This is a genomic window from Pantoea sp. GbtcB22 (assembly GCF_019091025.1).
In the GTDB taxonomy this organism is placed as follows: Bacteria; Pseudomonadota; Gammaproteobacteria; order Enterobacterales; family Enterobacteriaceae; genus Pantoea; species Pantoea leporis.
Map to the genome: position 1 here is coordinate 236,451 of NZ_JAGXKB010000002.1, position 26,491 is coordinate 262,941.

Consider the following 26,491-nt stretch of genomic DNA (forward strand, 5'->3'; position numbering starts at 1 on the left):
CAATTTAGAGCTAATCAATGGGTTATGTTTGCGCATTGGCCGTTTTGCCCTGCTGGAATTATTTAGGGTATAAATTTTCATGTCTGAGTCGAGATCTAAATACGGCACAACATACAACGCCGTATTTATTTCTCTTAGCCTGGTGTGGCGCTGGAGATAATCTGTCTCCGGAAAATACCTGAATTAAAAAGCCTGATCAGAATCCAAGTGATTTCGCATTCTCTGGTGTCACTTCCAGAATTTTATTAAAGCGAATGACTTTTTTATCCATATCTACGTCGGCTTTCCCCAGCCCTTCAATAGTCAGATCTTTGGTGACTTCTTTACCCTGCAATAGCTGATCAGCGACCGTTACTAAGGCATAGCCGGCATCTTTTGGATCCCACAGCAGCGCTTTCTTAATATCACCGCGCATTAAATACGGAGCAGCTTGAGCGGGCATAGCGATACCAACAACGGCGATTTTATTTTTAGCGCGTTTCTGTTGAACCGCCTGACCCGCACCAATCGGGCCGAGCGAACCGAAACCGATAATCCCTTTCAGGTCGGGATAGGTCTTCATTAAATCCAACGTGGTGGAGTATGACTTATCAATATTTTCCGCCACCGGCAGGCGAGACGTTACTTCATGCATATCCGGGTACTTTTCTTTCTGATATTTGATCGCAGCATCCGCCCACGCGTTATGCAGCGGCACAGTCAGGGATCCAACATAAATGGCGTACCCTCCTTTGCTACCCATATCTTTTGCCAGTTCGTCCATATTGGCTTCAGCATATTTCTGGCTGTCGATGGTTTCGATATCCCATTGACCAATTTGCTGGTCCGGCGATTCATGGGTTAATACCACGATGCCCTGGTCACGCGCTTTCTTTAATACCGGCTCCAATACTTTGGCATCGTTTGGCACCACGATGATGGCGTCGACTTTTTTAGCAATCAAATCTTCAATCACTTTGACTTGCTGGGCCGGGTCTGGAGTGGAGCCGCCGACTTGATAAGCGTTGACATCCAGTTTTTGCGCGGCCTCTTTCACGCCGACTTCCATGCGGGTAAACCATGGAATGCCGGTGACTTTGGCGACCACGGCAATATCGTAAGGCTTAGCGGCGAAAGAGGGTGTTGTGAATAACATGCATGCTGAAACCACACATGCACTGACTAATGCGAGGTTAAATTTCATTGCGATACCTTTCTTATGATGTTTTGCAGTAGGGAGCGGACGGTTGGTATTCAATTCACACTCAGAGATTAACTGAAGGAGACACCGGTTTTCGCATGATTGTGATCAAAATGTGAACAGTGCCCATTTTTGTTAAATTTAAAGCTTACTTATGTTAATAAGAAGTAAATAAACAATCCTTCCTTTCCCTACAGCCTGAATTTCATGGATTCCAAGCCGATTTTATTAACAATTTATTTTCAATTAAGTAACAAAGGAGAAATATTTGACCGCGTCGTATCTTTCTTGCAGCGAAGAAGGCGGTGCCAAAAATTTTATTTGCACGGAATGTGAACAGCAGCGCATTACTGGCGATTTTAAGATTCCGAAAACGACGTTTCCCGACCGACGTCATTTTCATCCTCACCGGATATGAGCCTTGTCACAAAATACGTATGACGTTTTTAGCCCTCAAAAAGTAACGCTAAGAAGTGAGGGGCTGTTAAAGGCCCGTTGCAGCTTGTTAATGAATTTGCTAACGCAGATTAATGCAGTAAACGCATCAACTCATGAGTTTATTGCGCTTATATAGTTTGTTTTGCTCATCCAGTCTGCAGAAGCAGGCGCTGTAAAAGCGCTAATGACAAACTGGAGATAAACATGCATTCCTCTAACCTACCCATGACGGCCCGAACCCGATGCAGTGCGATACTGCGGGTGACTTCTGGCAACTTTCTGGAACAATTCGATTTTTTCCTTTTCGGGTTTTATGCCACTTATATCGCCCATACTTTCTTTCCGGCCAGCAGTGAATTTGCTTCGCTGATGATGACCTTCGCGGTCTTTGGCGCGGGGTTTTTAATGCGTCCGGTCGGCGCAATTGTGCTGGGCGCGTATATTGATAAAGTCGGCAGACGTAAAGGGCTCATTGTTACCTTGTCGATCATGGCGGCGGGGACATTCCTGATTGTTCTCATTCCGTCTTATCAAACGATTGGGCTCTGGGCACCCTTTTTAGTGCTATGTGGTCGCTTATTGCAAGGCTTCTCAGCGGGCGCAGAGTTAGGCGGCGTATCCGTTTATCTGGCAGAAATTGCCACGCCCGGCCGTAAAGGTTTTTACACCAGTTGGCAATCTGGCAGCCAGCAAGTGGCCATTATGGTGGCAGCGGCCATGGGCTTTGCACTGAATGCGGCTATGGAAGAAAGCACCCTTCGCGAGTGGGGATGGCGTTTGCCTTTCCTGTTCGGCTGCCTGATTGTTCCGTTCATTTTTGTTCTGCGCCGTAAACTGGAGGAGACCGAAGCGTTCACTGCTCGCCGCAACCACCTGGCGATGCGTGACGTGTTTAAAACGCTGTTAGCAAACTGGCAGGTGGTTATCGCCGGAATGTTGATGGTCGCCATGACCACCACCGCGTTTTATCTGATCACCGTATATGCCCCTACCTTTGGTAAAAAAGTGCTGATGCTGAGCGCTTCTGACAGCCTGCTGGTGACTCTGCTGGTTGCGGTATCAAACTTCTTCTGGCTACCGGTTGGGGGAGCCCTGTCAGACCGCTATGGCCGTAAGCCTGTATTGGTGACCATGGCGATGTTAGCGCTGATGACTGCCTATCCGGCACTTAACCTGCTTGCTGAAGCACCCAGCTTTTCCATGATGCTGTCAGTGTTGTTGTGGCTCTCCTTCCTTTACGGTCTGTATAACGGCGCCATGATCCCGGCATTAACAGAGATTATGCCGGTCGAAGTGCGAGTTGCAGGCTTCTCTCTGGCCTACAGTCTGGCTACGGCTATTTTCGGTGGATTTACGCCAGTCATTTCAACTGCACTGATTGAGTACACCGGCGATAAGGCTTCACCCGGCTACTGGATGAGCTTTGCTGCGATTTGTGCATTACTGGCCACCCTCTATTTATATCGTCGCAGCGCGTTATCACTTCAAACCGCTGGTTAGTTCAGGAATAACATCATGCAAAAAATACATCGTTCACTTCTCATTACGCTGTTAGTGAGTTCCGTTAGTTTTTCAGCGGCGGCCAAAGATGTCACCGTTATGATTTCGGGCGGATTTAAAGCGGCGCTGGAAAAACTGGCCCCACAATTTGAAGCAAAAAGCGGCGACAAGATCATTTTGATCTCTGGTCCCTCGATGGGGAGAACGCCTCAGGCGATTCCTGCGCGTCTGGCGCGCGGGGAGAAGGCGGATGTGGTGATTATGGTCGGTGATGCGCTGAAAAACCTGGAGAAGGATAACTGGCTTCAGCTTGGTTCGCGCGTTGAGCTAGCCGACTCTTCAATTGGTATGGTCGTCAAAGAAGGTGAGCCTAAACTAAATATTAAAACGGATGCAGATCTGCGTAATGCCCTTTTGCAGGCCAAATCTATTGCTTATTCTGACAGTGCCAGCGGCCGCTATGTCAGCAGCCAACTGTTTAAAAAACTGGGTATAGAAGACCAGGTAAAAACAAAAGCGCATAGGGTAGAGCGCATTCCGGTGGCATCCGAAGTGGCTAAAGGCAATTATGCCATCGGTTTCCAGCAAGTGAGTGAATTGCTACCTGTGCCGGGCGTCACCTTTGTGGGTGAACTGCCTGAAGATGTGCAATACGTTACCCGCTTTGCCGGTGCGGTGACCGCCAAAGCAACAAACGGGCAGGAGGGCAAAGCGTTACTCAACTTCCTCTCTTCGGCTGAGGCGCAAGATACTGTGCGCGCTACCGGATTGCGATCGGTGACGGCTGAACTGCCAGTTAAACAACACGATACTGTTCAGTGATCAGCTTCTCTAACTCAGCTGCAATGTAGGATTGCATACGGCCACTGCGCCTGATCAGGCCAACCGTACGCTTTACCACCGGCTCAGTGAGTGAAAGGTGTGTGAGTACTGAATGCTCTGACATCGGCATCGACATAGCGGGTACGGCAGCCATGCCGATACCCGCTTCAACCATACCTAGCATGGTGGTCACATGACGGGTTTCGCAGATACTGGGGCGCTCAGGAACGATGTGATCCAGCATCTTATCAAGTAGATGGCGGTTACCGGAGGTCTTATCCAGCTCAATGTAATCCTGCTGATAAAACTCTCGCCAGGTCAGGTTTTTTTTATTGGCTAATGGATGATCCCGCCTGCAGGCCGCCACGTAGACATCGCTCGTCAAGGGTATAAATTCGATAGTGGTTTGCAGATCCCTGGCAAAACAGATGCCGAAGTCTGCCTGACCACTGGCCACTGCTTCAATGACGTTTCCAGCGCTACTATCAATGATTTTCACACGCACTCGTGGATAGCGTGTCTGGAAACGGCGGATAACATCGGGCATAAAATAGTAGGCTGCCGAGGGCACAGTGGCAACGGTGACCAGCCCTACACGATCCTGACTCACCTTATTAATATCCGCTAATACCAGTTCAACATTCGCCAGCAGCTGATCTGAGCGTTCAGCAAAGGTCCGTCCATACAGTGTCAACGTGACACGCCGGGTCGTTCTGTCGAACAACTTGATCCCTAACGCGGATTCCAGCTTTTCTATCCTACGACTCAATGCTGACTGAGAAAGGCAGATGGACTCAGCGGCAAGCCGAAAATTACTGTATTCAACCAGCGCACGGAAGGCATAAAGATCGTTAAGGTCAAAGTTTACAGGCATAGCAGCAGACAGTCCTTTGGAGCCAGCGGGTGTTCAAAGCGCAATGATAGCCACATTATTGATTACGGTAACCACGTATTACCTACAAATGTTATTACTTTTCATATTGGCAAATAATTTTGTCATGGAATGGTCATTATTTCCCCACCAGCATTTCTGGCAGCGTGCTGCGTTGCCGGAACCACGCGGCAAAAAAGCCGAAGATAATGCAAAACTCGGCAATATCTCCGCCGTAATACATCCACTGCGCAGCCTGCTGAATTTCTTCAGAGCTGGCTAAGGTTCCACGTGGGTATCCGAAGCCGTACATCAACTTCGCAAGAATAGCGTGAGCGGTCGTAGCAAAAAAATTGCCGCCAGACGCACAGTTCTCGATGGACGGTGAGGCGCGGGATCGGGCCCGGCAACAGACCAGGTAAACAGGTAGCCGGAGAGGACAAAATGCAGATGCAGGAAAATAAACAGGGCAGGAATGGCCATGCTCAACGCATATAACGGAGTGAGATAAAGAAGATACATCCCGCCAATATCCAGCGAAGCAGCGGTAAATGGATGGATTAAAAAGCGTATCGGGCGGGTGCGGAGAATAGTCATCATAGCGCGCGCCCACCGTGCGGATAGAGTGCGTAATATCAGTGAGCCGGGCGCCCCAAATACCAATCCGAGAGGTCCAAACATACCAAGTAACAGATGCTGCAACATATGACCGCGTAAGTCATGATGCGCCCAGTTAGCCAAAGGCGGCAGCATGGATGCCACGATCGTGACGATGCCGGCGGTGAAGCTGGCCATGCGCCAGGCGCTCCAGTGGGCAACCCGCCGTAAACGGACAGCGGCGATCAAATAAAAAAAGAGGATGACAGCCGGAGCTATGATCAGAAGAGTAAATAGCGCGACTGAATGGGGCATCGCCGCAGGATGCATCATGGGATCCACGGATCAAACTTCCGTTTTAGCGGATAGAGCAGACCGCGCGTGACGATAAATCAGCAAGCCTGCCACCAATAACAGCACAGCAGACAGATTCCAGATGAGGTCATAAAGCAGCACGTTATCAACATAGCGGATCTGATGCAGCCTGAGCAGCTTGTGATCAACAATTCCATCAAACAGTTGAAACGCACCCAACCCCACAATGAATCCTGCCCATGCTGCCGTGCGGTTGAGTTTTCCACGGCTTCGCAGGTCCGCAAACATGAAAAAACCAAGCACGAAAAGAATCAGCTCGCCTGCGTGCAATAATCCATCTGAAAGCAGGCTAAACGCGGGTGTGCCCCAGTCAAAGAAGTGATGCCAGGCCAGAATCTGATGAAATACCACTTCATCAATTGCCGCCATCATACCGATTCCCAGTGGAAGGGTGGCTATGAATGAACGTTTCAGATCGGATTGAGGACTGGAATTCAAAGTTGGCACTACGTTCTCCGGGTAAAAGTTAAATTTCACTTAAGAAGCGTAGATGATAATTCCCGCAGCCCGGCCAATTTACGCCAGCGTTATGTCGGGCAGGGCGCACGACATTACCGAAAGCGGTTTTTCAGAGATTCCGCTGAGATTGTGATGATAGCAATCAGGCCTTGAAGCGATGAGAAATTGTGACCAAAATATCCACTGGTCACTCATCGTTTACATCAGCTCACCGAGCAAAGTTGAAATATGACAGAGAAAAAAACTACCGCCGCCACGCGTGGGCCTTCCGACCACACCATCCGCGATCAGATTGTGGCTGCCGCCATGGAATACTTTAGCCACTACGGCTTTGAGAAAACCACCGTATCCGATCTCGCGCGATCAATCGGCTTCTCAAAAGCCTACATTTACAAGTTTTTCGGTTCTAAGCAGGAAATCGGTGAAGTCATCTGCGCCAATTGCCTTACGGATATCACGGAAAGGCTGAACGCTGCGCTGGAGAAGTCACCTTCCGCCACGGAAAAAATAAAGCAGCTGTTTCAGACGCTTGCTGTGGCAGGCTGCGAGCTGTTCTTCCGCGAACGTCGGCTGTATGACATCGCCGCCGCTTCCTCGCGTGAGCACTGGCCTGCTGCTGTGCAATATGAGGATTCCCTGCGTGAAATCGTGCTCGCCATCCTGCGCGCAGGACGCACTGCCGGGGAATTTGAGCGTAAAACGCCGCTGGATGAAACGGCCGCCGCCGTCTATCTGGTACTCAGACCTCTTGCCGATCCACTTCAATTGCAATCCTCACTTGATACGGCCGGAGAAGATGCAAACCAATTGGCTGCATTAGTACTTAGAAGTCTCGCTCCGTAGTTTGTGACCATTGACATAATTGGTCACTAGTCAGAGAATGGCGTCCTCATACTTCCCTTGAGTAAGGTAACCCATGCTCCGGCATCTCCCTTTGTTGTCCGTCATCTGCCTGCTGCCGGTCATTCTGACTGGTTGCGGCGAACCTCTATCAGCCGCTGACGATCCGCGCTCCCGGCCGCCACTCATCAGGACGGCGACCGTCGAGCCTGCGGCGGGTCAATCTCGCGTTTTTACCGGCATTGTGGCCGCACGTTTTCAGAGCGACCTGGGTTTTCGCGTGTCGGGCAAGGTGCTTGAGCGTCTGGTTGATAAGGGGCAAAGCGTCAAACGCGGCCAGCTGCTGATGAGGCTCGATCCCGCTGATCTCGCGCTGCAGGTCCGCGCTGCGGAGGGTGCGGTAAACGCCGCCCAGGCACGCGCGCGCCAGACCGGCGATGATGAGAAACGCTATCGTGGATTGGTGGGTTCTGGCGCGGTCTCTGCATCCTCTTACAGTCAAATTCGTGCAGCGGCAGATGCCGCGCGTGCCGATCTGAGCGCCGCGCAGGCGCAGGCACGCGTGGCGCTCAACGCCTCGCAATATGCCGTACTGAGTGCTGATGCCGATGGCGTGGTGGTGGATACGTTGGCCGACCCAGGCCAGGTGGTTAGCGCCGGTCAAACGGTTGTGCGTCTCGCCCGCGCCGGTCAGCGTGAGGCGATGGTCAGTCTGCCGGAGACTTTGCGCCCGCAGGTGGGATCGCCGGCTACAGCCATCCTGTATGGCAGTGGGATCGAGAACGATGCCAGGCTGCGCGAGTTGTCAGACTCGGCGGATGCAGCAACCCGCACCTACGAAGCACGCTATGTGCTGAGCGGTGCCGCAGCCAGTGCTCCACTGGGTTCAACCGTAACCCTGCGTATCCCGGAATCTGCGGCGACGCAAGAATCCTGGTCAGTACCGCTCAGTGCAGTGTGGGATGCGGGACGCGGTGCTGGCGTCTGGCTGGTGGAAGGCAAACCCGCCAAAGTCACCTGGCGTGCCGTGACGCTGCTCGGCATCAGCGACGACAGTGCGCGCGTGTCGGGTCCGCTTCAGAGCGGGGAACAGGTGGCCGCGCTGGGCGCACACCTGCTGCATGAAGGTGAAGCCGTCCGCATCGGAATGCCTGGGTCGCAAGGAGCCGAGCCATGAGCCGCAATCGCTTTAACCTCTCGGCGCTAGCGGTGCGTGAACGATCGGTCACGCTGTTCCTGATCATTCTCGTTACGGTTGCCGGCATAGTGGCTTTTCTGGGTCTGGGAAGAGCGGAAGATCCCCCCTTTACCGTCAAGCAGCTGACGGTGATCACCGCCTGGCCTGGCGCCACCGCGCAGGAGATGCAGGATCAGGTGGCTGAGCCGCTGGAGAAGCGGCTGCAGGAGCTGAAGTGGTATGACCGCACCGAGACCTATACTCGTCCCGGAATGGCATACACCATGCTTTCCCTGCAGGACAGCACGCCGCCTTCTGAAGTGCAGGAGCAGTTTTACCAGGCACGCAAAAAGCTCAGCGATGAGGCGCGCAACCTGCCGGCAGGTGTGATCGGGCCGATGGTTAACGATGAATTCTCGGATGTGGTTTTTGCCCTCTATGCACTGAAAGCAAAGGGTGAACCGCAGCGATTTCTGTCTCGTGATGCCGAAAAACTCCGCCAGCAGCTGCTACACGTTGCGGGCGTAAAAAAAGTCACCATTACCGGTGAGCAGGCAGAACGTATTTATGTTTCCTTTTCCAGCGATCGCCTCGCTACGCTGGGCATTACACCGGAACAGATATTTAACGCCCTGAACGGGCAAAATGCCCTGTCACCCGCCGGTTCGATACAAACGCGCGGGCCCGAGGTGTTTATCCGCCTCGACGGTGCGCTGGATACGCTCGAAAAAATCCGCAACACACCGGTCGTCTCCGGTAATCACACGCTACGGCTTGTCGACGTGGCCAAGGTCGAACGTGGCTATGTCGATCCGCCCGATTTTCTCATCCGTAATGAGGGTGAACCTGCACTGATGTTGAGCGTGGTAATGAGGGAAGGCTGGAACGGTCTTGAGCTGGGTAAAGCGCTGGAACAAGAGGTCCGAAATATAAATAGTGACATGCCGCTGGGCATGACGCTCACCAACGTTTCCGACCAGGCGGTTAACATCAGTTCGGCTGTCGATGAGTTCATGGTGAAGTTCTTCGTGGCTCTGCTGGTGGTGATGGTGGTGTGCTTTGTCAGCATGGGCTGGCGCGTTGGCATCGTGGTTGCTGCCGCGGTTCCGCTGACGCTTGCCGTGGTATTTGTGGTGATGGCCGCCACGGGAAAAAACTTTGACCGCATCACGCTGGGTTCACTTATCCTCGCACTGGGTTTACTGGTTGATGACGCCATCATTGCGATAGAGATGATGGTGGTGAAAATGGAAGAGGGCTATGACCGCATCAAAGCATCGGCCTACGCCTGGAGCCATACAGCCGCGCCGATGCTGGCCGGCACGCTGGTAACCGCGATCGGCTTCATGCCCAACGGCTTTGCGCAGTCCACCGCCGGTGAATACACCAGCAATATGTTCTGGATAGTGGGGATTGCCCTGATTGCCTCGTGGGTGGTGGCAGTATTGTTTACCCCTTATCTGGGCGTGAAGATGCTGCCCGACATCAAGCCGGTAGTCGGTGGCCACGCGGCAATCTATAACACCCGCCACTACAATCGCTTTAGACGGCTGCTAACCAAAGTCATCGCGCATAAGTGGTGGGTGGCATGCGCGGTGATTGGCTGCTTTGTGCTGGCGATCATTGGCATGGGGCTGGTGAAAAAACAGTTCTTCCCAACCTCCGATCGTCCTGAGGTGCTGGTTGAAGTGCAAATGCCTTACGGCACCTCAATAGAGCAGACCAGCCAGACCACGGCGCGAATTGAGCACTGGCTGAAAAAGCAAAAAGAAACCCGCACGGTAACCGCGTATATCGGGCAGGGTGCGCCGCGTTTCTATCTGGCGATGGCCCCGGAATTGCCGGATCCCTCTTTTGCCAAAATCGTAGTGCTGACCAACGGCGAGCACGATCGCGATGCGCTGAAGCAGCGTCTGCGACAAGCGGCAGCAGATGGGCTCGCGCCTGAAGCGCAGGTGCGCGTAACACAGCTGGTTTTCGGTCCCTATTCGCCTTATCCGGTCGCTTACCGGGTGATGGGTCCCGATCCAGACGTACTGCGCCAGCTGGCCGCGAAAGTGAAAGTATTGATGCAGGCCAGCCCGATGATGCGCACCGTCAACACCGACTGGGGTTCACGTGTACCGGTAATGCATTTCAGGCTGGATCAGGATCGGCTGCAGGCGATGGGGCTAACGCCTGCCGGAGCGGCTCGTCAACTGCAGTTCCTGCTAAGCGGGGCATCTATCACGGCGATTCGTGAAGATATCCGATCTGTGGAAGTGGTTGGTCGTGCAGCCGGAGAGGTGCGCCTCGATCCCGCGCGCCTTGACGCTCTGACGCTAGCCGGAGCCGATGGGCAGCGCATTCCACTTTCGCAACTCGGTGAAATCGACATCCGCATGGAAGATCCGCTGCTGCGCCGCCGCGACAGAACGCCAACCATAACGGTGCGCGGCGATATTGCTGACGGATTGCAGCCACCGGATGTCTCAAGTGCGTTGAGCCGGGAACTTCAGCCATTAATCGCGTCACTGCCGCCGGGGTACCGTATTGAACAGGCGGGCTCGATTGAGGAGTCGGGTAAAGCGACTAAAGCGATGCTGCCGCTGTTCCCAATTATGATTGCCCTGACGCTGCTGATCATCATCCTGCAGGTGCGTTCCATGGCAGCGATGGTGATGGTTTTTCTGACCGCGCCGCTCGGGCTGGTTGGCGTTGTGCCCATGCTGCTGCTATTCCAGCAGCCCTTTGGCATTAATGCACTGGTTGGGCTGATCGCGCTGTCAGGGATTCTGATGCGTAATACGCTGATCCTGATCGGACAAATCCATCAGAATGAGCGGGAAGGCCACGAACCTTTCAAAGCTATCGTTGAGGCAACGGTGCAGCGCGCCCGGCCGGTTCTGCTGACAGCGCTAGCGGCGATTCTGGCATTTATTCCACTGACGCACTCCGTGTTCTGGGGCACGCTGGCTTACACGCTGATTGGCGGGACGCTGGGCGGCACCATTATGACGCTGGTGTTTTTACCGGCGATGTATGCCATCTGGTTCCGTGTCAGGTAGGCTAATGCTGAAAAAAATCCCCGCCTGGAGCGGGGAAGGAAGTATGAACAATATGCAAAGACTCTCGCACGCTGTGCGTGCTGTGTGTAACCTTCGTACCAAGTATGAAGCGATAAAAGAGTAGTAGCAGTATTTAACGCCTGCAACTCAGGTCCACAAATAAAAATGAAAAGGCTCGGGGACGAGGCCTTTATCACTTCAATCATCACAGCAATGGTCTGGTAGACAGTCCTGAAATCACTGCCTGGCTTCGTTTATCCTCGTCAGTAAAACCCGAGCGTTACTTATCAACGTGGTCTTTTGAAAATGAGAAATCGATTAATAAATGGCATTTATTTGGAATGGCCAAATAAAAATTATCAATATTCTTGATGATTGAGTTCATAAATAACCGAAGCGGTTTCATTTTGATAAAGATGCAATTTAAATGACTGTAATAGGAGCTAAAATAAAAAAATATAACCCGTGCATTTTTTTTAATCTCCTATAAATTGACCCAGCGGTACTCTCCGCACGTAACGAATGATGCTTTGCATCGCCTCTGAAAGCGTTAGAGATTTCCACTTTCAGAGGTCATTTTTTCCTGCCATAAAAGTCCAATCCTGTTTTACTTGCCCTATCTCATATTAAATATTCATCAATTCACGCTGATAAAACTGTACAACATTGCGATCATTGTATAAGTTTACTGCATGACGATCTGATTAAATTATGAACACGTGAGGTTTCCTTGCAACAGAACCTGGGAAAATGCCATTCAGTAAATGATATTGCAGCGTTTTTCAGCCGCATCTCTCTCTCTTCTCAACACTAAATGTTGAACAGAGAGTGATATGAAAAATCACCATGAACAAAAGTTGAGTGACCTTCTCATCGGCGAGGCGGTAATAGCATTGCTGCGCGAAAAAGCCGGCATCTCGCGACGTGCGCTCCTCTCGAAGCTTGAATGCATGCTGAAAGCTGAAAAGGATGAAGAACGTGCGCGCGTAATACTTCTCGCTATGCAGGATGTTAAGAAAGAAATTGCCGAGAGTGAATCCCCTAAAGTTGGGGACCGGGAGCACATGGCAAATTTTGATATAGACAAATTCGGTAATGACGACTCAACCCGACATTAACGCCGGCTAAGGGCTTAAGTGCGTGGAAGAGAGACAAAAATGCGCAACTCAGTAAGGATATTTTATGCAGCAGAATACTATCGAGTCAGACCTGCAGAGTTATTTACACAGCACCGGTGACCAGTATGCACAGGAAAAAGAAGTCATTGGTATCATCGTAAAGTCATTGATCGCAGAGAGAGGAAGAGTGACGAACAAGGCCATCATTATGAGTCTGATAGCGGAGCTGGAGAGTGCGACAGATATTGAGCAACTCGATGTGCTGCGCAACTGCCTTGAAATCGTTGTAGGCCATACGCCTAATGATGATGATTAATAAAACCAATCTATTCTATTTGCCTATCAGCGGGGAGAGTTGTGTCAATTCCCCGCTTTTCTGACCGCTACATCCATATTAAAAATACTGATCCTCATGTCCCTGAGACTTTACTCACCAGTAAAAAAATGCCCAACGTTCTTCTTCACCCGGAGTAAAGCCCACCACCATCTTCAACGCGTTGAGTAACGCGTCAAGTTGCAACGGGTCCGTGGTATTTTCAATTTCCGAGATGAAGTACAAAATAATGGCGCTATTGGAGACACTCTTACCCTGACTCTCAAGCGTCTGGATGGCGGAGTCAATCAGTGTCTTCTCCGCAGAAAGGTTGTCACCTGCGTTTTGGAGATAGTCAGTAATGTCTATTTCGCGGGACGTTTGCTGTGCGCTTTGTTGCATTTTCTCTCCTTGTGATCAGATATTTCTGCGGCAACGTTTGAAAGATGTTTACGCTATTGCGTTGGGTCTTGGCTAAACAAACCCATGCTTTCTGGGCTATTTACCCAGTTAAAAGTCATTCAAAACTAAATTTAACGCATATTTCTGTTATGGCACGCCTTTCATGGATAAAAATCCATTAATGAGCGGTTTAAAGCCTGAATCCCTTCGACGGGATCGTGACTGGCTTATCTCGCCAACAGATAAAACTTAGCGATCAAAAAGCATGCCGATTAATGTCTGATAATGGCGTTCTTCTTCTTGAGTGGCTGCGACTTCGAGACGTCTTAACAGTTTAGTGCAGATAGCCTTACGATTAAGGTTCTTGCCTGCCCGCAGGATTTCGACAACAATTTGACCTAGCGTTTCTTGCTGAGTTGGCGCGCTTGCTTTGCTAAAATAATGTGCAATATCGCTGGCTGTATCGGGAAATTTAGAAACACTCTGACGCATGCGAACCTCGTAAAAGTTGGGATAGTCGATTCTGTCTGAACATAAAGTTAGACAATCTTTTAAAACTTGTACAGGATTAATTTATCTGTACAGATTTTCTTTTTAAGCAAATGATGCTTATCCTTTTTATTCAGGTAGTTATGTTTGGTTGTGAGATCGGCTGTCGGGTTCTGGTTGTTGAAGATAAGAGTAAATTTGTACAAAGAGAGAGGGGGCGATTAACTGGAGGAGGGGGTATTGAAAGGTTCAGGGAATGAAGTCTGTTTAACTCACTTACTTATCGACATAATGCGGAGCGCCCTGAGGCGCATCCTTAACCTGAATCAACGTTAGTCACCCATTAACGATCATTGTTGATAGCGCGTAAATGTCTGGATGCTGAAAGCCAACGTAGCTCTTCGCGGTTTCGTGGGGAGGTTTCGACAAAGGCTTTTAGCCAGCGTCTGGCGTCGGCTATCTGAGCAAGTCTATTGTCGCTGGCATCGCCTTCGGCCATGGTGCCCAACTCAATGATGAGGGAGTGAATGTTGATTTCCTTCTGACTCACAGCAAGATTAATCACTGCCTCGCCAATAATGATATGGCCTTGTTCTTCGTCATGAAATAACACTGCGTTTCCTCCAATATTTTCGATTACCGTAGGAATAGTGTAGTAACAAACTTCCTTAAGGTCTTTAAGATTGTTTAGAGATTACGGTTTATCAAATTTTGCATGTTAATGTTGCTGCTCAACTTGCTGATAATTATCTTAAATTATGCCAGATGTAAACGCATTGCTTGATGATAAAGAAAAGTCTCAAATTTCGAGGGAAAATAATGAAATCGTTTTCAAGACAAAACTTGCCTCAATTAATGAAGATTTTGATACGTAATTTGGGAATGGGAAATGAATATTGCCAAATGACAGGTGGGGATTAATTAAGGAAGGGGAGAGTGTCGTCCGTGACATTTTCTCCAGCCGGTACACGTTAAACGCGACCGTTGAGGTCATCTTCGTCGTCGTCTTCCGGCCAGAGCCGGACTACGTCCTTAGGCGTCAGTTCGTTTCGTCGTTCAAGCCTGCAAGCGTTTGCAGGTATGGCACGTTATGGACAGCGCGATCGGGCTCTTCGAAACTCTTCAGCCATTTTGTGGCTTCAGAAATATCAGACAACCTTGCCTTGCTGCCGCCTGCATTTGCCATATGTTCCAGTTCGTCAATCAGTGATTGTATGCTGACAACTCTCTGTCCCAAGGCAATACTCAGTGCCGCTTCGCCAATAATGACGTAGCCTTTCCCGTCGTGTTGAAAAGACATTAACCATCCTCCATTTTCACGTTTATGACAACCTCGACTTAAACTGTAGGCGCTATTACGGATTTAGCTAAAGGTTAATTCCTAAAAGTCATGAAATCTAAGATTTATATATTTTCTAAGTGACTGTTCACTGCCGTTATTAGGTGCTAATGCAGGGTAGTATTATGTGCAATTTTGCATGAAAGAGGTTTAATGTTAAAGGCGTTAAGCGCTTCTCAATGATGGATATTAACTCGGTGAAATAATGGGAAGGCACTACAAAAAGGGGTGATATATTTAATTCTAAAGTAATCCGTGAACAGCTGTATAAATATGAAAGCGCAAGGATGCAATAAAACCCTTTGCAGGTAACGATATTGGTTTCGTTACATTTACGGATAGCCAGCTTATTACGCGGAAGTTGGCGGACACCAGCTGCATATTATGCACCGCGCTGTTATATCTGGAGCCCCCACCCAGCCATAGCGTATCCACAAGACGTGCGTCTGTAGAACTTTCAGGGATTACACCGATGTACAGTTAGCCCGAGTAGCAACTGATAACCATGGACGGATGTGTTGAGGGCACAGCCAGAGTGATGAGTTTCCACTAACAGGTCTAATGGAATGCGGCAGAAAAAGTGTCTCAGAACTGATGCCTAAAGGTCATTCAGCAGTTTGTAGATCTCATTGACAACCTGCAGGGTTGCGTGTTCGATCATCCCTTCATTACGGCATAAAACCCAGCCGTGTTTAGCAACGGCTCGCTCGAACGACTGAGTACAAGCTACATGATCTTCCAGTTTATGCATCACCGTACTACTTAACCCGCGCGTTCTGGCTGCAGCCCTTGCCCATGAAATTTCAGGCGCAGTAACAACCCCGACATGCAGGTCCGGCGCTTGCACGTTTCGATCAATGTTTAACTGTAAAATCTCAGCAAATGGAACCATCCGGCGAAACGCGGCATCCGACGGGTACCAGCGATCCATCAAAATGATGCTGTACGGTGGCTGTTTAGTCAGCACATGTTGGGAAATCCATGCACGGCTATCAGCAAAGCGCGCACAAACTTCCCGCTCTAAAACCATGGAGGGATTTCTGGCCAGCCTGTTCACCAGAGCCATGGTTTCTCTCCTGAAGGGATCGCTTTTTTTCTCGCAAAGCCGGATTACCTTAATGTTATCTGACCTGAGTACTTTCGTAATGGCTTCCAGTAGCGTGGTTTTACCGACGCCTTTGGGTCCATCCAGAGAAACAAACAGCGGACGGCTCATAGTCGAAATGACGGGTGATGTAGCGTTTGTGTGAAATTCAAATCGGGCAAAAGCATCCTATTTCCTTCTTATTAACCGGTGTCCACTTTCTACGTCCGTTGAAGCTGTCTGGCGCGTCAGCGTGAACTAAATGAAAGGCTCTCATAACAGACACTGATGGACATTGTGGCAATGGCTTTAAGTTACGAGTCTCATTTTCTGATGGTAAATTCATTTTTAGGTCAATGCCCATATGTTGCGATCTACACGATGGAGTTTAGGGGATCCGATTAGCAAAAGGAAAACTTCTCTCAGTACGCTTGTTATTTAAGCAGAGAGGCGTTAATGGGCGGCTTTGGGCGAGCAGCGGACGTTTAAAAGTAAAAAGTTAAAAAAAAGCTGATTTTTATGTTGTCGCCTGTTAGCCTGGAAAAATGCAGCAACCGGCTCAGTACAATCTCACCCACTCATTATCATCACTTCCAATTTTTAGGTGGGATTACGTTCGCCATTTCCCGCCAGTAAAGTGGGCCTTAACGAACAAACCATTGAGGTAAATATGGACTTCGACACAGTGGCAACTTCAGCAAAACCAACCCTGCATCTTTTATGCGGAAAAATTGCATCAGGCAAATCCACATTATCTGCAAAATTAGTTACTTTACCTGGCTCCGTAATTGTTAGTGAGGACAACTGGCTGGCTGCGATCTATGAAAATGAAATGCAATCATTGGCGGATTATATTCATTGTTCTTCAAAGCTCAGAAGGGCTATGAAGCCCCACCTGGTGGCACTACTCAAAGCGGGTTTATCCGTTGTTCTGGACTTTCCGGCAAACACACGGACACAGCGTGAATGGATGATGAGTATTATTAAGGAGTCAGGTGCTGATAATCGTCTGCATTATTTGAACGTATCTGATGAAGTCTGCAGAGCCCGGTTACACGCCCGTAACGCAGAAGGTACGCACGACTTTGCAGCTACAGATCAACAGTTCAATACCATTACGAGTTATTTCTCAGAACCTACAGTTGACGAAGGGTTTGAAATTATCGAATACCTCTAAATGCATCATCCGCACTTAAGCCACCATTGAGTAGCTTTATTGTGTTCCCAAAATTGATGGCACTGATGATGCCTTAATACAGACAGCCTCCGCTTCTGGCCAAAGTGGACAGCGTTTAACGCTGTCCGGCATGAGTGATGCGAGGTATCTCATAACTAATATCTGGTGATATCTTATAGTTTCCACGCTTCATCATCCAAAGCGACAAGGTAATTTATATCAACAATGCATGTAATGTCCCTTTTATCACCTTGTTTCTAATTACTTCTAAGCCCATCAATTGCCATAGTCGGAAGTATCAATACCGATTTTACGCTGGTTTGAATTCGTTCGATGATTGCTTCTCGAGGGCCATTTATCCATTCATCACTCATATAAAATTTTTCCTGAGACGCTTTCATATGTTCAACATCATCAAATGCCCGAATCAGAAAGTAAGAATCCTCATCATGAATCGAGTTGCCAAATGCAATGATGTCGATACCCGCTCCACGATGGAGAGGAGCACTTATTTCAACCATGATTGTATGGAATTCTCGTCCAGTGCCTGGCTTCAGAATGTACTGCAATAACTCGACTGCTCTCATTAATTTCATTCCCTTGGTTTACGTTAGATACCTGGATTAGCGGTAACTTCCTGGCTACGCACATAATCAAATCGTAGTAAATATAACCATCAAAGCTACGCTTAAAAAGATTTTTATAAACAAGCAATTCTAACATCGTTGTTTTTACAGCTCTTCGCTTGTGGATAAGGTAAAAAACCTACCTCATTTTTTTTCGATTCAAAACCGTAATCTTCTATGCAGAGTTGGGCTTGAGCTGTGCGCCAGATACTGGCTAATGCCACATTCGATCCAAGTAAAGTCGCATAACCACCGACGTACATTACCTGCATTGCAGCTTTAACGACTGGAAGGCGCTGCCACTACGTAAATTCCGCTGGCGAGCAGTTTATTCACTACGCAAACCTTAGTCACACCAAGTTTCAGGCAATAAAAAACCCGCACGAGGCGGGTTTTTTTATTATCAGCGGTGCTTATCTGCTCAGACTATTGTCTTCATCGCTATTGCAAGCGCTGCTGATAATGAGCGCGGCTTACAGCGGAGTAACGTTGCCCGCTGCTGGGCCTTTGGCGCCATTTTCGATGGTGAAGGAAACTTGCTGACCTTCATCAAGAGTTTTGTAGTTGTCGCTCTGGATGGCAGAGAAATGGACGAAAACATCCTTGCTGCCATCGTTAGGAGTGATAAAGCCAAAACCTTTATCAGAGTTAAACCATTTTACTAAACCAGTCATTTTGTTAGACATAGATAATTCCTTAATTGATGAGCCACTTGTAGCGGCGAAAATTGGCCTGAAGTGAAAGATTTACTTATTGGGCACTTAGGAGGAGGCTCTCGAAGAAGGATATCTAGGGATAACACTTGAACTGAGGACTGCTTTACTAAAACTGCTTTCATAAGGTCTGTGTTCCAAACCGATGACGCATTAAGACATAGCGATAATAATTTAGCAACGAATATGTTTATTTATTTTAACCATTTAAAGACCTGGATGGCTGAACGGCCGGTTACGCTTCATCTTTGGCTGCGCTTTGCCGCGCCGATTATCACAAGGTGGTTTGTTATCTGCGTGGTGATGCTACTTATAGCAATAACAAGCAACTATAATCTCACCGGTTAAGTGGCTTGATCTGCTTTGTGAGCACATCAGCTTTTCCACTCCTTTTCGCGGCGGTGAATTTCAGAGGCATACATGATGCGTACTCTTCAGGCGGCTTGGTTGCTGACTCTGGCCCTGTTTGTCTGTCCCGCCTCGGCGGCCAACACGATCAGCGATGGCTGGGAATGGCTCAAGCAGGACGTTTCACAAACCTGGCAGGAACCGCAGTATTACGATCTCTATCTGCCTTTCATCAGCTGGCATGCTCGTTTTGCTTACGATAAAGATAAAACCGATAACTACAATGAAACGCCGTGGGGCGGCGGGTTGGGCGTCTCGCGCATCAATGAAGACGGTAACTGGAGCGCGCTCTATGCGATGGCGTTTAAAGATTCCCATAACGAATGGCAGCCGATCATTGGTTATGGCTGGGAGAAAGGCTGGTATCTGGATCAATCGCGCGATTTTCGTCTCGGACTTGGGCTAACCGCCGGTATCACCGCGCGCGATGACTTCGCCAATTACGTGCCGCTGCCTATCGTGCTGCCGCTGTTCTCCGCTGGTTATAAACGTTTCAACGTGCAGTTCACCTATATTCCCGGCACTTACAATAACGGTAACGTGCTGTTTGCCTGGGTTCGCTATGCCTTCTGATTCCGTCAACGCGTTGCATAAAGATCGCATCAGCAAAGTGCTCAAGCGCGTAGCGTTAGGCTTGCTGGCTTTGCTGGTGATGTTCCTGGTGATCCGTGGTTATCAATCCGAACAGGGACCGCCGCTGCATCGCTGGCATACGTGGTCGGCGGATGAAATGTCGGTGGATGAGATCGATCGCGCCAGCTTCGCGGATTATCTGACGCGTGAAGCAGCGATTTTCCACGACATGAAGCTCAACGTGACCGACCAGCTTAGTGGCGATGAGAAAACGGCGCTCAACCGCTTTAACGCGCAAAGCCCGGTTTATCCGGCGCGATTCGACACCGACTGGAATCGCTCTTATATCCTCGAGCCGGAAGGAAAAGCGAAAGGTGCGGTGGTGCTGCTGCATGGATTAACCGATTCGCCGTACAGCATGCGCTATCTGGCGCAGGCGTATCAGCAGAAGGGTTTTGTGGCGGTAGTGCCGCGGCTGCCGGGACACGGCACGGCGCCCGGTTCGCTCACCAAAGTTGACTGGCAAATGTGGATGGCGGCAACCCGCTTAGCGGTGCGCGAAGCGACACGCCTGGCGGGCAGCAACGTACCTTTGCATCTGGTTGGATACTCGAACGGCGGCGCGCTGGCGGTGAAATACAGCCTCGATACGTTGCAAAATAACGCGCTGCGCAAGCCGCAGCAGCTGGTATTGCTGTCGCCGATGATTGGCGTCACCGCCTATGCGCGGTTTGCTGGCTTAGCTGGCTGGCCCGCCATTATTCCCGGCTTCGCCAAAGCGGCGTGGCTGAGCATCATCCCGGAATACAATCCTTTCAAGTACAACTCGTTCCCGGTGCGCGCGGCGCGGCAATCGTGGCTGCTGACTCAGGCGATGCAGGATCAGCTGCTGCATGTGATACGCGGCGGCACCATGCCGGCGTTTCCGCCGGTGCTGACCTTCCAGTCAGTGCTGGATTCCACCGTCAGCACCCGCGCGGTGGTCAATGCGTTCTATCGCTATCTGCCGGATAACGGCAGTGAACTGGTGATGTTCGACGTCAACCAGGCGGCGAACTTGCGCGCGCTGTTCAGGCCCGCGCTCTACTCAGCGGTCAATAATTTGTTGCCGCCTGCGCCGCGCCGCTATGCCTCAACGGTCATCACCAACGCGTCACCGACCACCTATCAGACCGTGGCGCGCATTACAGCGGCGGATCAAACGCAAGAAATCGTGCGTTCGATGCATGAAGCCTGGCCGCAGGATACCTATTCGTTATCGCACATTGCCGTGCCGTTCCCACTCAGCGACTCGCTGTATGGCCGCGAGCCAACGGAAAAGAATCGTTATGGCATTAGCTTTGGCACCATCTCGCTGCGCGGTGAAACCGCCAGCCTGATCGTTGGGCTGGATACGCTGATGCGCAACACCTCCAATCCGTTTTTCGATTACATGATGTTGCAAATCAAGGGGCGCATTGACTGCAGCAGTCAGAGCAATCTGCCGGCCTGCATCAAAGGGTTATGACTTTTTTCAGCCAGCCGCTGGCGAGGATCACTCTGGAGAGCAGCACCGAAGCGGCAAAGGTCACGGCAATCAGCGTCAGCTTAGTCGCCAGCGAGGTGATGGGAATCAGCGCGGTGAGCAGATGGAAAACCGAGTAGTGAAGAATATAGACGCCGGTCATAGTTTTGCTGATGGTCGCCAGAATGGTCTCTTTAACCGCCACATTGCGGCGAAAGCGCACCTGACTGGCGGCAATCACCAGCACCACCACCAGCAGATAAATCTGCGAGCCGGTGAGAATAAAGGCGTTGCGATCGGCTTTGAATAGCGCGAAGAAGAAGTGCTGCTCATAAAACCAGGTAAACAGATAGATAAAGGGCAGGGCGATCACCGCACCGCGCGCCACTTTTTTGCGCTCCATCCAGTCATTAATCAGCGGATCGCACAACAGCTGGCCGGTTAAGTAAAACAGCAGCCAGGTCCAGAGCCGATACTGCGGTTCAAGCCGGAACAGCGGGTCGTCCGGATGCAGCACCGCCAGCAAATCGTAGCCATATGAGAACGCCAGCAACGCAAACACCAGCGCAACGAACGCGCGCCGGTGCTGGCTAAGCCAGATCATCAGCGGGTGAAAACTGTAGATGATAATGAACGAGAAGATGAACCACGGCTGGATCAGGTAGCCGCGCTGATAGGGTTCCCACAGGTAATAGACCGTCATCCAGAACAGAAATACGATCACCAGATTGCGAATCTTGCCTATCTGCCAGTTAACATCCTGCTCGGAACGGGCATCCATAATCCCGGCGACGACAAAAAACAGCGGCGTGGCGATAGTGGAGATAAAGGTCAGAAACGCCAGAATCCAGTGATAATCGTAATCGTAGCGATCCCAGGTGTTGTACACGGTGAAAAATGTCACCGCCGTCATACATCCCAGCGTTTTAATCACGTTGAGGCCGGTCACATTCATGATGCGCTAGCCACCGTTTGGCGATGGAAGCAGGCGTAAATCACCGGCAGCACCAGCAGCGTCAGCACCGTGGCAAACCCCAGACCAAACATGATCACCACCGCCATGCTCTGGAAGAACACATCGCGCAATAGCGGCGCCAGCCCGAGCACGGTGGTGAAGGCGGTCAGCAGAATAGGGCGCAGACGCGAGGTGGCGGCGTAGATGATCGCGTCAGCCTGCGGCTTTACAAGTTTCTGCTGTTCAATCTCTTCGACCAGCACGATGCCATTTCGAATCAACATACCGCTAAGACTCAGCAGGCCGATTAACGCTATGAAGCCAAACGGAATCCCGGTGATCAAAAAGCCCGGCGTCACGCCAATCAGCGCCAGTGGCACCGTCAGCCAGATAGCGACGGCGTTTTTCAGCGAGCTAAACATCACCACGGTGATCACGAACATCACCAGATAACCCAGCGGCAGCGAGGTAAACACGCCTTGCTGCGCTTCACTGGAGCTCTCCGCATCGCCGCCCCACTCAATGCTGTAGCCGTGCGGCAGCGAGATTTGCTCAATCAGCGGCTTCACGCGCGCCACAATATCGCCGGACGTATCGTTGCTGAGCGGATTCGGGTCGGCCTGCACGGTGAGCACGCGGCTGCGATCGCGGCGCAGAATCAGCGGATCTTCCCATTGCAGCGTAAAACCGCTCACCACATTGCTGAGCGGGATGTACTGCTGCTGGCTTTGGCTCCACACCAGCACGTTATTGAGATGATTGGCGTCCTGCCGTTCGCTGGCCGGTGGCCGTACGATGACCGGCAGCAGGTCAGCGCCTTCCCGATACAGCCCAACGCGGCTACCGGTGAAATTCATCTCCAGCGCGTTATCCACCTCCTGCTTATCGACGCCCAGCTCGCGGCCCAGCGCCAGATTGAACTGCGGGCGAATAACTTTGCTGCGGTTTTGCCAGTCGTTGCGCACGCTGTCGGTGGCGGGATCGGCGGTGAGGATGTCGCCGACCTGGCTGGCGATCAGGCGCATTCTGTCGGGATCGGGACCTTTGATACGCACCTCGATCGCGCTACCGCCCGAAGGACCAAACATCACCCGTTTGGTGCTGGCATTGACCTGCGGATACTGACGCACGATGTAGGCATCAATACGGTGTGACAGCGCGGCGATATTACGTTGATCGTCCATGCGCACCATGATTTGCGCATAGTTGCTGTACTGACGCTGCCCGTTGTAAGTGAGGATAAAGCGCATGCTGCCCTGGCCAATGGTGGTGACGGTAGACACCACGCCTTGCTGCCCGTTAATCGATTTTTCAATGTCGCTGGCCATCTGCTCGGTGGCGTTGATATCGGTGCCGTACGGCAGCCAGAGATCGACAAAGAAGATCGGCGTATTGGCTGAAGGGAAGAAGTTTTGTCGTACCGATCCAAAGCCCCAAATCGCCAGCGCCAGCAGCACCGCCATCAGCGAAAGCGTGAGGGTTTTTTGCCTGAGCAACACCAGCAACATGCGCTGATAAAAGCGATAAAAACCGCCGTCATAAGGTGAAACTTCAGCCGCAGCTTTAGTAGGTTCCTGTGTTTTAAACAGCCACCATTTGATCAGCACCGGCGTGATGGTAAGCGCCGAGAACCAGCTCAGCAGCAGGGAAATCAGCAATACCTGGAACAGCGATTTGCAGTACTCGCCGGTGGAATCCTGCGAAAGACCAATCGGCGCAAACGCCAGAATGGCGATTATCGTCGCGCCCAGCAGCGGGAAGGCGGTGCGGCGAATCACAAAGTTGATGGTGGTCATCAGCGGCGAGTTTTGCTGACGCGCGATCAGCACGCCTTCGACAATCACAATCGCATTATCCACCAGCATGCTCAGCGCGATAATCAGCGCGCCCAGCGAGATGCGCTGCAACTCAATGCCGCACAGATACATGATCAGCAGCGTGCCCAGCACATTGAGCGCCAGCGACAACGCGATGATAATGCCGCTGCGCACACCCATAAATATCAGCAGCACGCCAACGACAATCGCCAGCGCCATCAGGAAGTTGGCTATGAAGCCATTCACCGAGTGCGCCACTTCGGCGGCCTGATCGTAGAACACGTTGATCTGAATGCCAGCCGGTTTTTCTGCCGACATCTGCTGCAGTTTGGCCTCCAGCGCGCGCCCGACATCAATGACATTCACGCCGGGAACAAACGAAATTCCCATGGTGACCGCCGGACGTCCGCTGGCGTGGTAAACGCTGGAGGGCGATTCACTCAGCCCGCGCGACAGCGAGGCGATATCGCGCAATCGGGTGGTGGCGTGATCGCCAGGCGGGCTGACCAGCAAGTCGCCCAACTCCTCGATGTTCTGAAACTCGCCGGTTGGATGCAGACGGATCGATTCCGTGCCGGCTTTGATGTCGCCCGCATTGGAGACCACGTTGAGTCGACTTAGCACGCTGGCGAGTTGCGGCAGCGTAATGCCGCGCGCGGCCATCATCGTTAAGGAGACATCGATATTAATCTGCTGCGGGATCACGCCGCCCAGCGCCACCTTGCCCACGCCCGGCACCAGCACCAGTTCACGCCGTAGCTGCTCCGCGTATTGCACCAGTTCCGGATTACTGAAGTTGTCGCCAGAAATAGCGAAGAAGAAACCAAACACATCGCCAAAATCATCGTTAACGAATGGCGCTGCTACGCCGGGAGGAAAGAAACGCGCCGCGTCGCCGACTCTGCGCCGCAGTTCATCCCAGATTTGCGGCAACGCGTTGGAGTGGTAACGCGAGTCAATGTTGACGGTAATCTGCGACAGGCCGTTGGAAGAGATGGAGCTGACATTGTCCAGATAGGGCAACTGCTGCAGCGCATTTTCCAGTGGTAAGGTGACTTCCTCTTCTACCTGCTGCGCGGACGCGCCGGGATAGTGGGTGACAACCACCGCGGTCTTAATGGTAAAGGCTGGATCCTCAAGACGGCCAATATTGAGCAGAGCAAAAATGCCGCCGACGCCCAGTAACAGAATCGCCAGCCAGACGCGGACCGGATTATCGATAAACTGCCGGGAGATATCCATTACAGCCCCCGCTCACGCGTCCAGATGCGTACCGGTTGCTGAGCATGCAGCTCGTTGACGCCAGCAGCGACCACGCGTTCACCGGCATGCAGCCCGGCGGTGATCACCACGCCACGATCGGTTACTTCGCCCACGCTGACTTTGCGATCTTCTAACGTCAACTGATCGCCGCTGCCTTGCACCACCCAGACATGCGGCTCGTTGCGCTGGCTGTTATCGGGATTGAATACCGCTTCCACCGGCACCACTAACGATTCGCGATTCACGTTGGCGGGTAGATTGGCGAGGTTAATGGTTACCGTGCCACTGACGCCGCCCACCGCCGGGAAATCGGCCGGGCGCGGCATAGTTAAAATAATCTGCCACGTCAGCGAGTTGCTGTTGCTGTTGCCGGTGTGCTCTTTGTACTCGGCCTGGAATTCGCGATCCGGCAATGAGTTGATGCGCACCACCGGGCGATAGGTCAGGTTGCGCATATCCAGCGCGGTAAACAGGTTTTCCGGTACGCTGAAAACCACGTCGAGCAGATCGTTGCGAGTCAAGGTGGCAATGGTTTGTCCGGCGGCAACTACCTGATGATTGCGCACGTTAACCACGGCGGCCACGCCGCTGAACGGCGCGGTTAGCATCATCTGGCTTAACTCCTCACGGGCAATTTGCAGCGCGGCATTGGCCGCATCGCGGTTGGCGCGCTGCACGTCCATGTCTGCCTGCGAAATCGCCTGGCGGCCGGAGAGCGTCTGGAAGCGGGCAAATTGCCGCTGGGCAAGCGTGGCGGCGGTCTGGCGCTCATTAACGCGCTGCTGCGCTTCCCGCGCCGTAAGCCTGGCGATGAGCTGGCCCTGCTCGATGCGGTTGCCCTGGCGAATATCCAGCGATTCAATCTGTCCTGCACGTTTGAACGACAAATCGGTGGAGTCGCCGGATTCAATGCGCGCCGGGAAGATACGTTGTTGAGATTCGCCGGACGCCACAACTTCAACGACTTTCACCATGCGTGGCGGTGGCGTGACTTCCTGTGTTTTTTGATCGCAACCCGTTGTTAAAAATATAACAATGGCAGTCAGCGTAATATAACGAGTCACTGTTTTATCCTCAGCAACAACGAATCCATTGTTGGCAATAATGTGAGTGGATAATTTAATTACCAAGCATAGAGACAACCGCGTAGGTGAATAGTCCTACGGCGGAGCAGGTAACGATCGCAATGACAACATAAAGACTCAGACGGAGCAGGCTATAACCATACATCGTTGCCTCCATTAACCATGACCACAGAAAAACTGCGCCATCGTCTTGAAAGGTGAGAAGTATTAACAGGATGTTTTTGTTATCGATGAGCATAGACGCAGATGTCAAAAAAAGTAAAGCCTGATAGCTTGTAATATTTTTGATGAAATTAACCAGATTTAAATCTAATAAAAC

The 26,491-nt window shown here is 51.2% G+C and carries 25 protein-coding genes; 11 read left to right on the forward strand and 14 right to left on the reverse strand.

Going from position 1 to position 26,491, the window contains the following annotated elements; genetic code table 11:
• Positions 1-196 precede the first annotated feature (196 nt).
• Entirely contained in the window at positions 197-1,183 is a 987-nt protein-coding gene (locus KVT28_RS09005; protein WP_192235288.1) for an autoinducer 2 ABC transporter substrate-binding protein, read from the reverse strand.
• A 639-nt stretch (positions 1,184-1,822) separates the two neighbouring features.
• On the opposite strand from KVT28_RS09005, the gene KVT28_RS09010 reads away from it, so the two are divergent.
• Together KVT28_RS09010 and KVT28_RS09015 are read left to right on the forward strand one after the other, a co-directional pair.
• The gene (locus KVT28_RS09010) at positions 1,823-3,118 is read left to right on the forward strand and encodes an MFS transporter (protein ID WP_110867103.1); all 1,296 of its coding nucleotides are present in this window, start codon (positions 1,823-1,825) and stop codon (positions 3,116-3,118) included.
• A gap of 15 nt (positions 3,119-3,133) precedes the next feature.
• Positions 3,134-3,940: a substrate-binding domain-containing protein gene (locus KVT28_RS09015; protein ID WP_217547839.1), complete on the forward strand. Its 807-nt coding sequence runs from the start codon at positions 3,134-3,136 to the stop codon at positions 3,938-3,940.
• Here the strand turns inward: KVT28_RS09015 and KVT28_RS09020 are convergent.
• Positions 3,915-4,814: a LysR family transcriptional regulator gene (locus KVT28_RS09020; RefSeq protein ID WP_110867105.1), complete on the reverse strand. Its 900-nt coding sequence runs from the start codon at positions 4,812-4,814 to the stop codon at positions 3,915-3,917. The two genes, KVT28_RS09015 and KVT28_RS09020, sit on opposite strands and share 26 nt — an antisense overlap.
• 43 nt (positions 4,815-4,857) lie before the next feature.
• Here KVT28_RS09020 and KVT28_RS27765 point away from each other — a divergent pair, with 43 nt between their 5' ends.
• Entirely contained in the window at positions 4,858-5,094 is a 237-nt protein-coding gene (locus tag KVT28_RS27765) for a hypothetical protein (protein ID WP_254633489.1), read from the forward strand.
• Positions 5,095-5,123: 29 nt separating this feature from the next.
• Here KVT28_RS27765 and KVT28_RS09025 read toward each other — a convergent pair whose 3' ends face one another.
• Positions 5,124-5,741 carry a cytochrome c oxidase assembly protein gene (locus tag KVT28_RS09025; RefSeq protein ID WP_254633508.1) on the reverse strand — a complete coding sequence of 206 codons (618 nt, stop codon included), beginning with the start codon at positions 5,739-5,741 and terminating at the stop codon, positions 5,124-5,126.
• Positions 5,742-5,753: 12 nt separating this feature from the next.
• Positions 5,754-6,230 (reverse strand): DUF2243 domain-containing protein, encoded by a 477-nt coding sequence (locus KVT28_RS09030; RefSeq protein ID WP_217547842.1) that lies wholly within the window; start codon positions 6,228-6,230, stop codon positions 5,754-5,756.
• 240 nt (positions 6,231-6,470) lie between these two features.
• Here KVT28_RS09030 and KVT28_RS09035 point away from each other — a divergent pair, with 240 nt between their 5' ends.
• From KVT28_RS09035 to KVT28_RS09055, 5 genes are all read left to right on the forward strand, one after another.
• Positions 6,471-7,085: a TetR/AcrR family transcriptional regulator gene (locus KVT28_RS09035; protein ID WP_192235282.1), complete on the forward strand. Its 615-nt coding sequence runs from the start codon at positions 6,471-6,473 to the stop codon at positions 7,083-7,085.
• Positions 7,086-7,158: 73 nt separating this feature from the next.
• Complete coding sequence (locus KVT28_RS09040; RefSeq protein WP_217547845.1) at positions 7,159-8,259, forward strand: efflux RND transporter periplasmic adaptor subunit; 1,101 nt, start codon at positions 7,159-7,161, stop codon at positions 8,257-8,259.
• Positions 8,256-11,306 (forward strand): efflux RND transporter permease subunit, encoded by a 3,051-nt coding sequence (locus KVT28_RS09045; protein WP_217547847.1) that lies wholly within the window; start codon positions 8,256-8,258, stop codon positions 11,304-11,306. Before KVT28_RS09040 ends, KVT28_RS09045 begins: the two co-directional genes overlap by 4 nt.
• A gap of 833 nt (positions 11,307-12,139) precedes the next feature.
• Complete coding sequence (locus KVT28_RS09050; RefSeq protein ID WP_217547849.1) at positions 12,140-12,424, forward strand: hypothetical protein; 285 nt, start codon at positions 12,140-12,142, stop codon at positions 12,422-12,424.
• Positions 12,425-12,488: 64 nt separating this feature from the next.
• Positions 12,489-12,740, forward strand: a complete 252-nt coding sequence (locus KVT28_RS09055) for a biofilm development regulator YmgB/AriR family protein (protein ID WP_217547852.1) — start codon at positions 12,489-12,491, stop codon at positions 12,738-12,740.
• 114 nt (positions 12,741-12,854) lie between these two features.
• On the opposite strand, the gene KVT28_RS09060 is transcribed toward KVT28_RS09055, so the two are convergent.
• From KVT28_RS09060 to KVT28_RS09080, 5 genes are all read right to left on the reverse strand, one after another.
• On the reverse strand, positions 12,855-13,139 hold the full coding sequence (locus KVT28_RS09060) for a biofilm development regulator YmgB/AriR family protein (RefSeq protein WP_101761240.1): 285 nt from the start codon (positions 13,137-13,139) through the stop codon (positions 12,855-12,857).
• A gap of 249 nt (positions 13,140-13,388) precedes the next feature.
• Positions 13,389-13,631, reverse strand: coding sequence for a regulatory protein YcgZ (gene ycgZ, locus KVT28_RS09065; protein WP_101761241.1), 243 nt, complete (start codon positions 13,629-13,631; stop codon positions 13,389-13,391).
• 340 nt (positions 13,632-13,971) lie between these two features.
• Positions 13,972-14,241, reverse strand: coding sequence for a hypothetical protein (locus tag KVT28_RS09070; RefSeq protein ID WP_101761242.1), 270 nt, complete (start codon positions 14,239-14,241; stop codon positions 13,972-13,974).
• 426 nt (positions 14,242-14,667) lie between these two features.
• Positions 14,668-14,928: a hypothetical protein gene (locus KVT28_RS09075; RefSeq protein WP_217547854.1), complete on the reverse strand. Its 261-nt coding sequence runs from the start codon at positions 14,926-14,928 to the stop codon at positions 14,668-14,670.
• Between the two features lie 637 nt (positions 14,929-15,565).
• The gene (locus KVT28_RS09080; RefSeq protein WP_217547857.1) at positions 15,566-16,183 is read right to left on the reverse strand and encodes a dTMP kinase; all 618 of its coding nucleotides are present in this window, start codon (positions 16,181-16,183) and stop codon (positions 15,566-15,568) included.
• Between the two features lie 538 nt (positions 16,184-16,721).
• Between KVT28_RS09080 and KVT28_RS09085 the strand changes: the two genes are divergently transcribed.
• Positions 16,722-17,228, forward strand: coding sequence for an ATP-binding protein (locus KVT28_RS09085; protein ID WP_217547859.1), 507 nt, complete (start codon positions 16,722-16,724; stop codon positions 17,226-17,228).
• 257 nt (positions 17,229-17,485) lie between these two features.
• Here the strand turns inward: KVT28_RS09085 and KVT28_RS09090 are convergent, their stop codons facing one another.
• The gene (locus KVT28_RS09090; protein ID WP_101761246.1) at positions 17,486-17,815 is read right to left on the reverse strand and encodes an NIPSNAP family protein; all 330 of its coding nucleotides are present in this window, start codon (positions 17,813-17,815) and stop codon (positions 17,486-17,488) included.
• Positions 17,816-18,327: 512 nt separating this feature from the next.
• A complete protein-coding gene (gene cspA / locus KVT28_RS09095) occupies positions 18,328-18,540 on the reverse strand; it encodes an RNA chaperone/antiterminator CspA (protein ID WP_007885867.1) in 213 nt (70 codons plus the stop codon).
• A gap of 447 nt (positions 18,541-18,987) precedes the next feature.
• Here cspA and pagP point away from each other — a divergent pair, with 447 nt between their 5' ends.
• Both pagP and KVT28_RS09105 read left to right on the forward strand, forming a co-directional pair.
• Positions 18,988-19,548, forward strand: a complete 561-nt coding sequence (pagP, locus tag KVT28_RS09100; RefSeq protein ID WP_217547861.1) for a lipid IV(A) palmitoyltransferase PagP — start codon at positions 18,988-18,990, stop codon at positions 19,546-19,548.
• Complete coding sequence (locus KVT28_RS09105) at positions 19,538-21,055, forward strand: carboxylesterase (protein ID WP_217547864.1); 1,518 nt, start codon at positions 19,538-19,540, stop codon at positions 21,053-21,055. Before pagP ends, KVT28_RS09105 begins: the two co-directional genes overlap by 11 nt.
• Here KVT28_RS09105 and KVT28_RS09110 read toward each other — a convergent pair.
• The 3 genes from KVT28_RS09110 to KVT28_RS09120 are packed head-to-tail and all read right to left on the reverse strand — an operon-like array spanning position 21,042 to position 26,151.
• The gene (locus KVT28_RS09110; protein ID WP_110867118.1) at positions 21,042-22,007 is read right to left on the reverse strand and encodes an acyltransferase; all 966 of its coding nucleotides are present in this window, start codon (positions 22,005-22,007) and stop codon (positions 21,042-21,044) included. The genes KVT28_RS09105 and KVT28_RS09110 overlap by 14 nt on opposite strands.
• Positions 22,004-25,066, reverse strand: coding sequence for an efflux RND transporter permease subunit (locus KVT28_RS09115; protein ID WP_217547867.1), 3,063 nt, complete (start codon positions 25,064-25,066; stop codon positions 22,004-22,006). Before KVT28_RS09115 ends, KVT28_RS09110 begins: the two co-directional genes overlap by 4 nt.
• Positions 25,066-26,151 (reverse strand): efflux RND transporter periplasmic adaptor subunit, encoded by a 1,086-nt coding sequence (locus tag KVT28_RS09120; RefSeq protein WP_217547869.1) that lies wholly within the window; start codon positions 26,149-26,151, stop codon positions 25,066-25,068. The genes KVT28_RS09115 and KVT28_RS09120 overlap by 1 nt, the downstream gene beginning before the upstream one ends.
• Between the last annotated feature and the right edge of the window lie 340 nt (positions 26,152-26,491).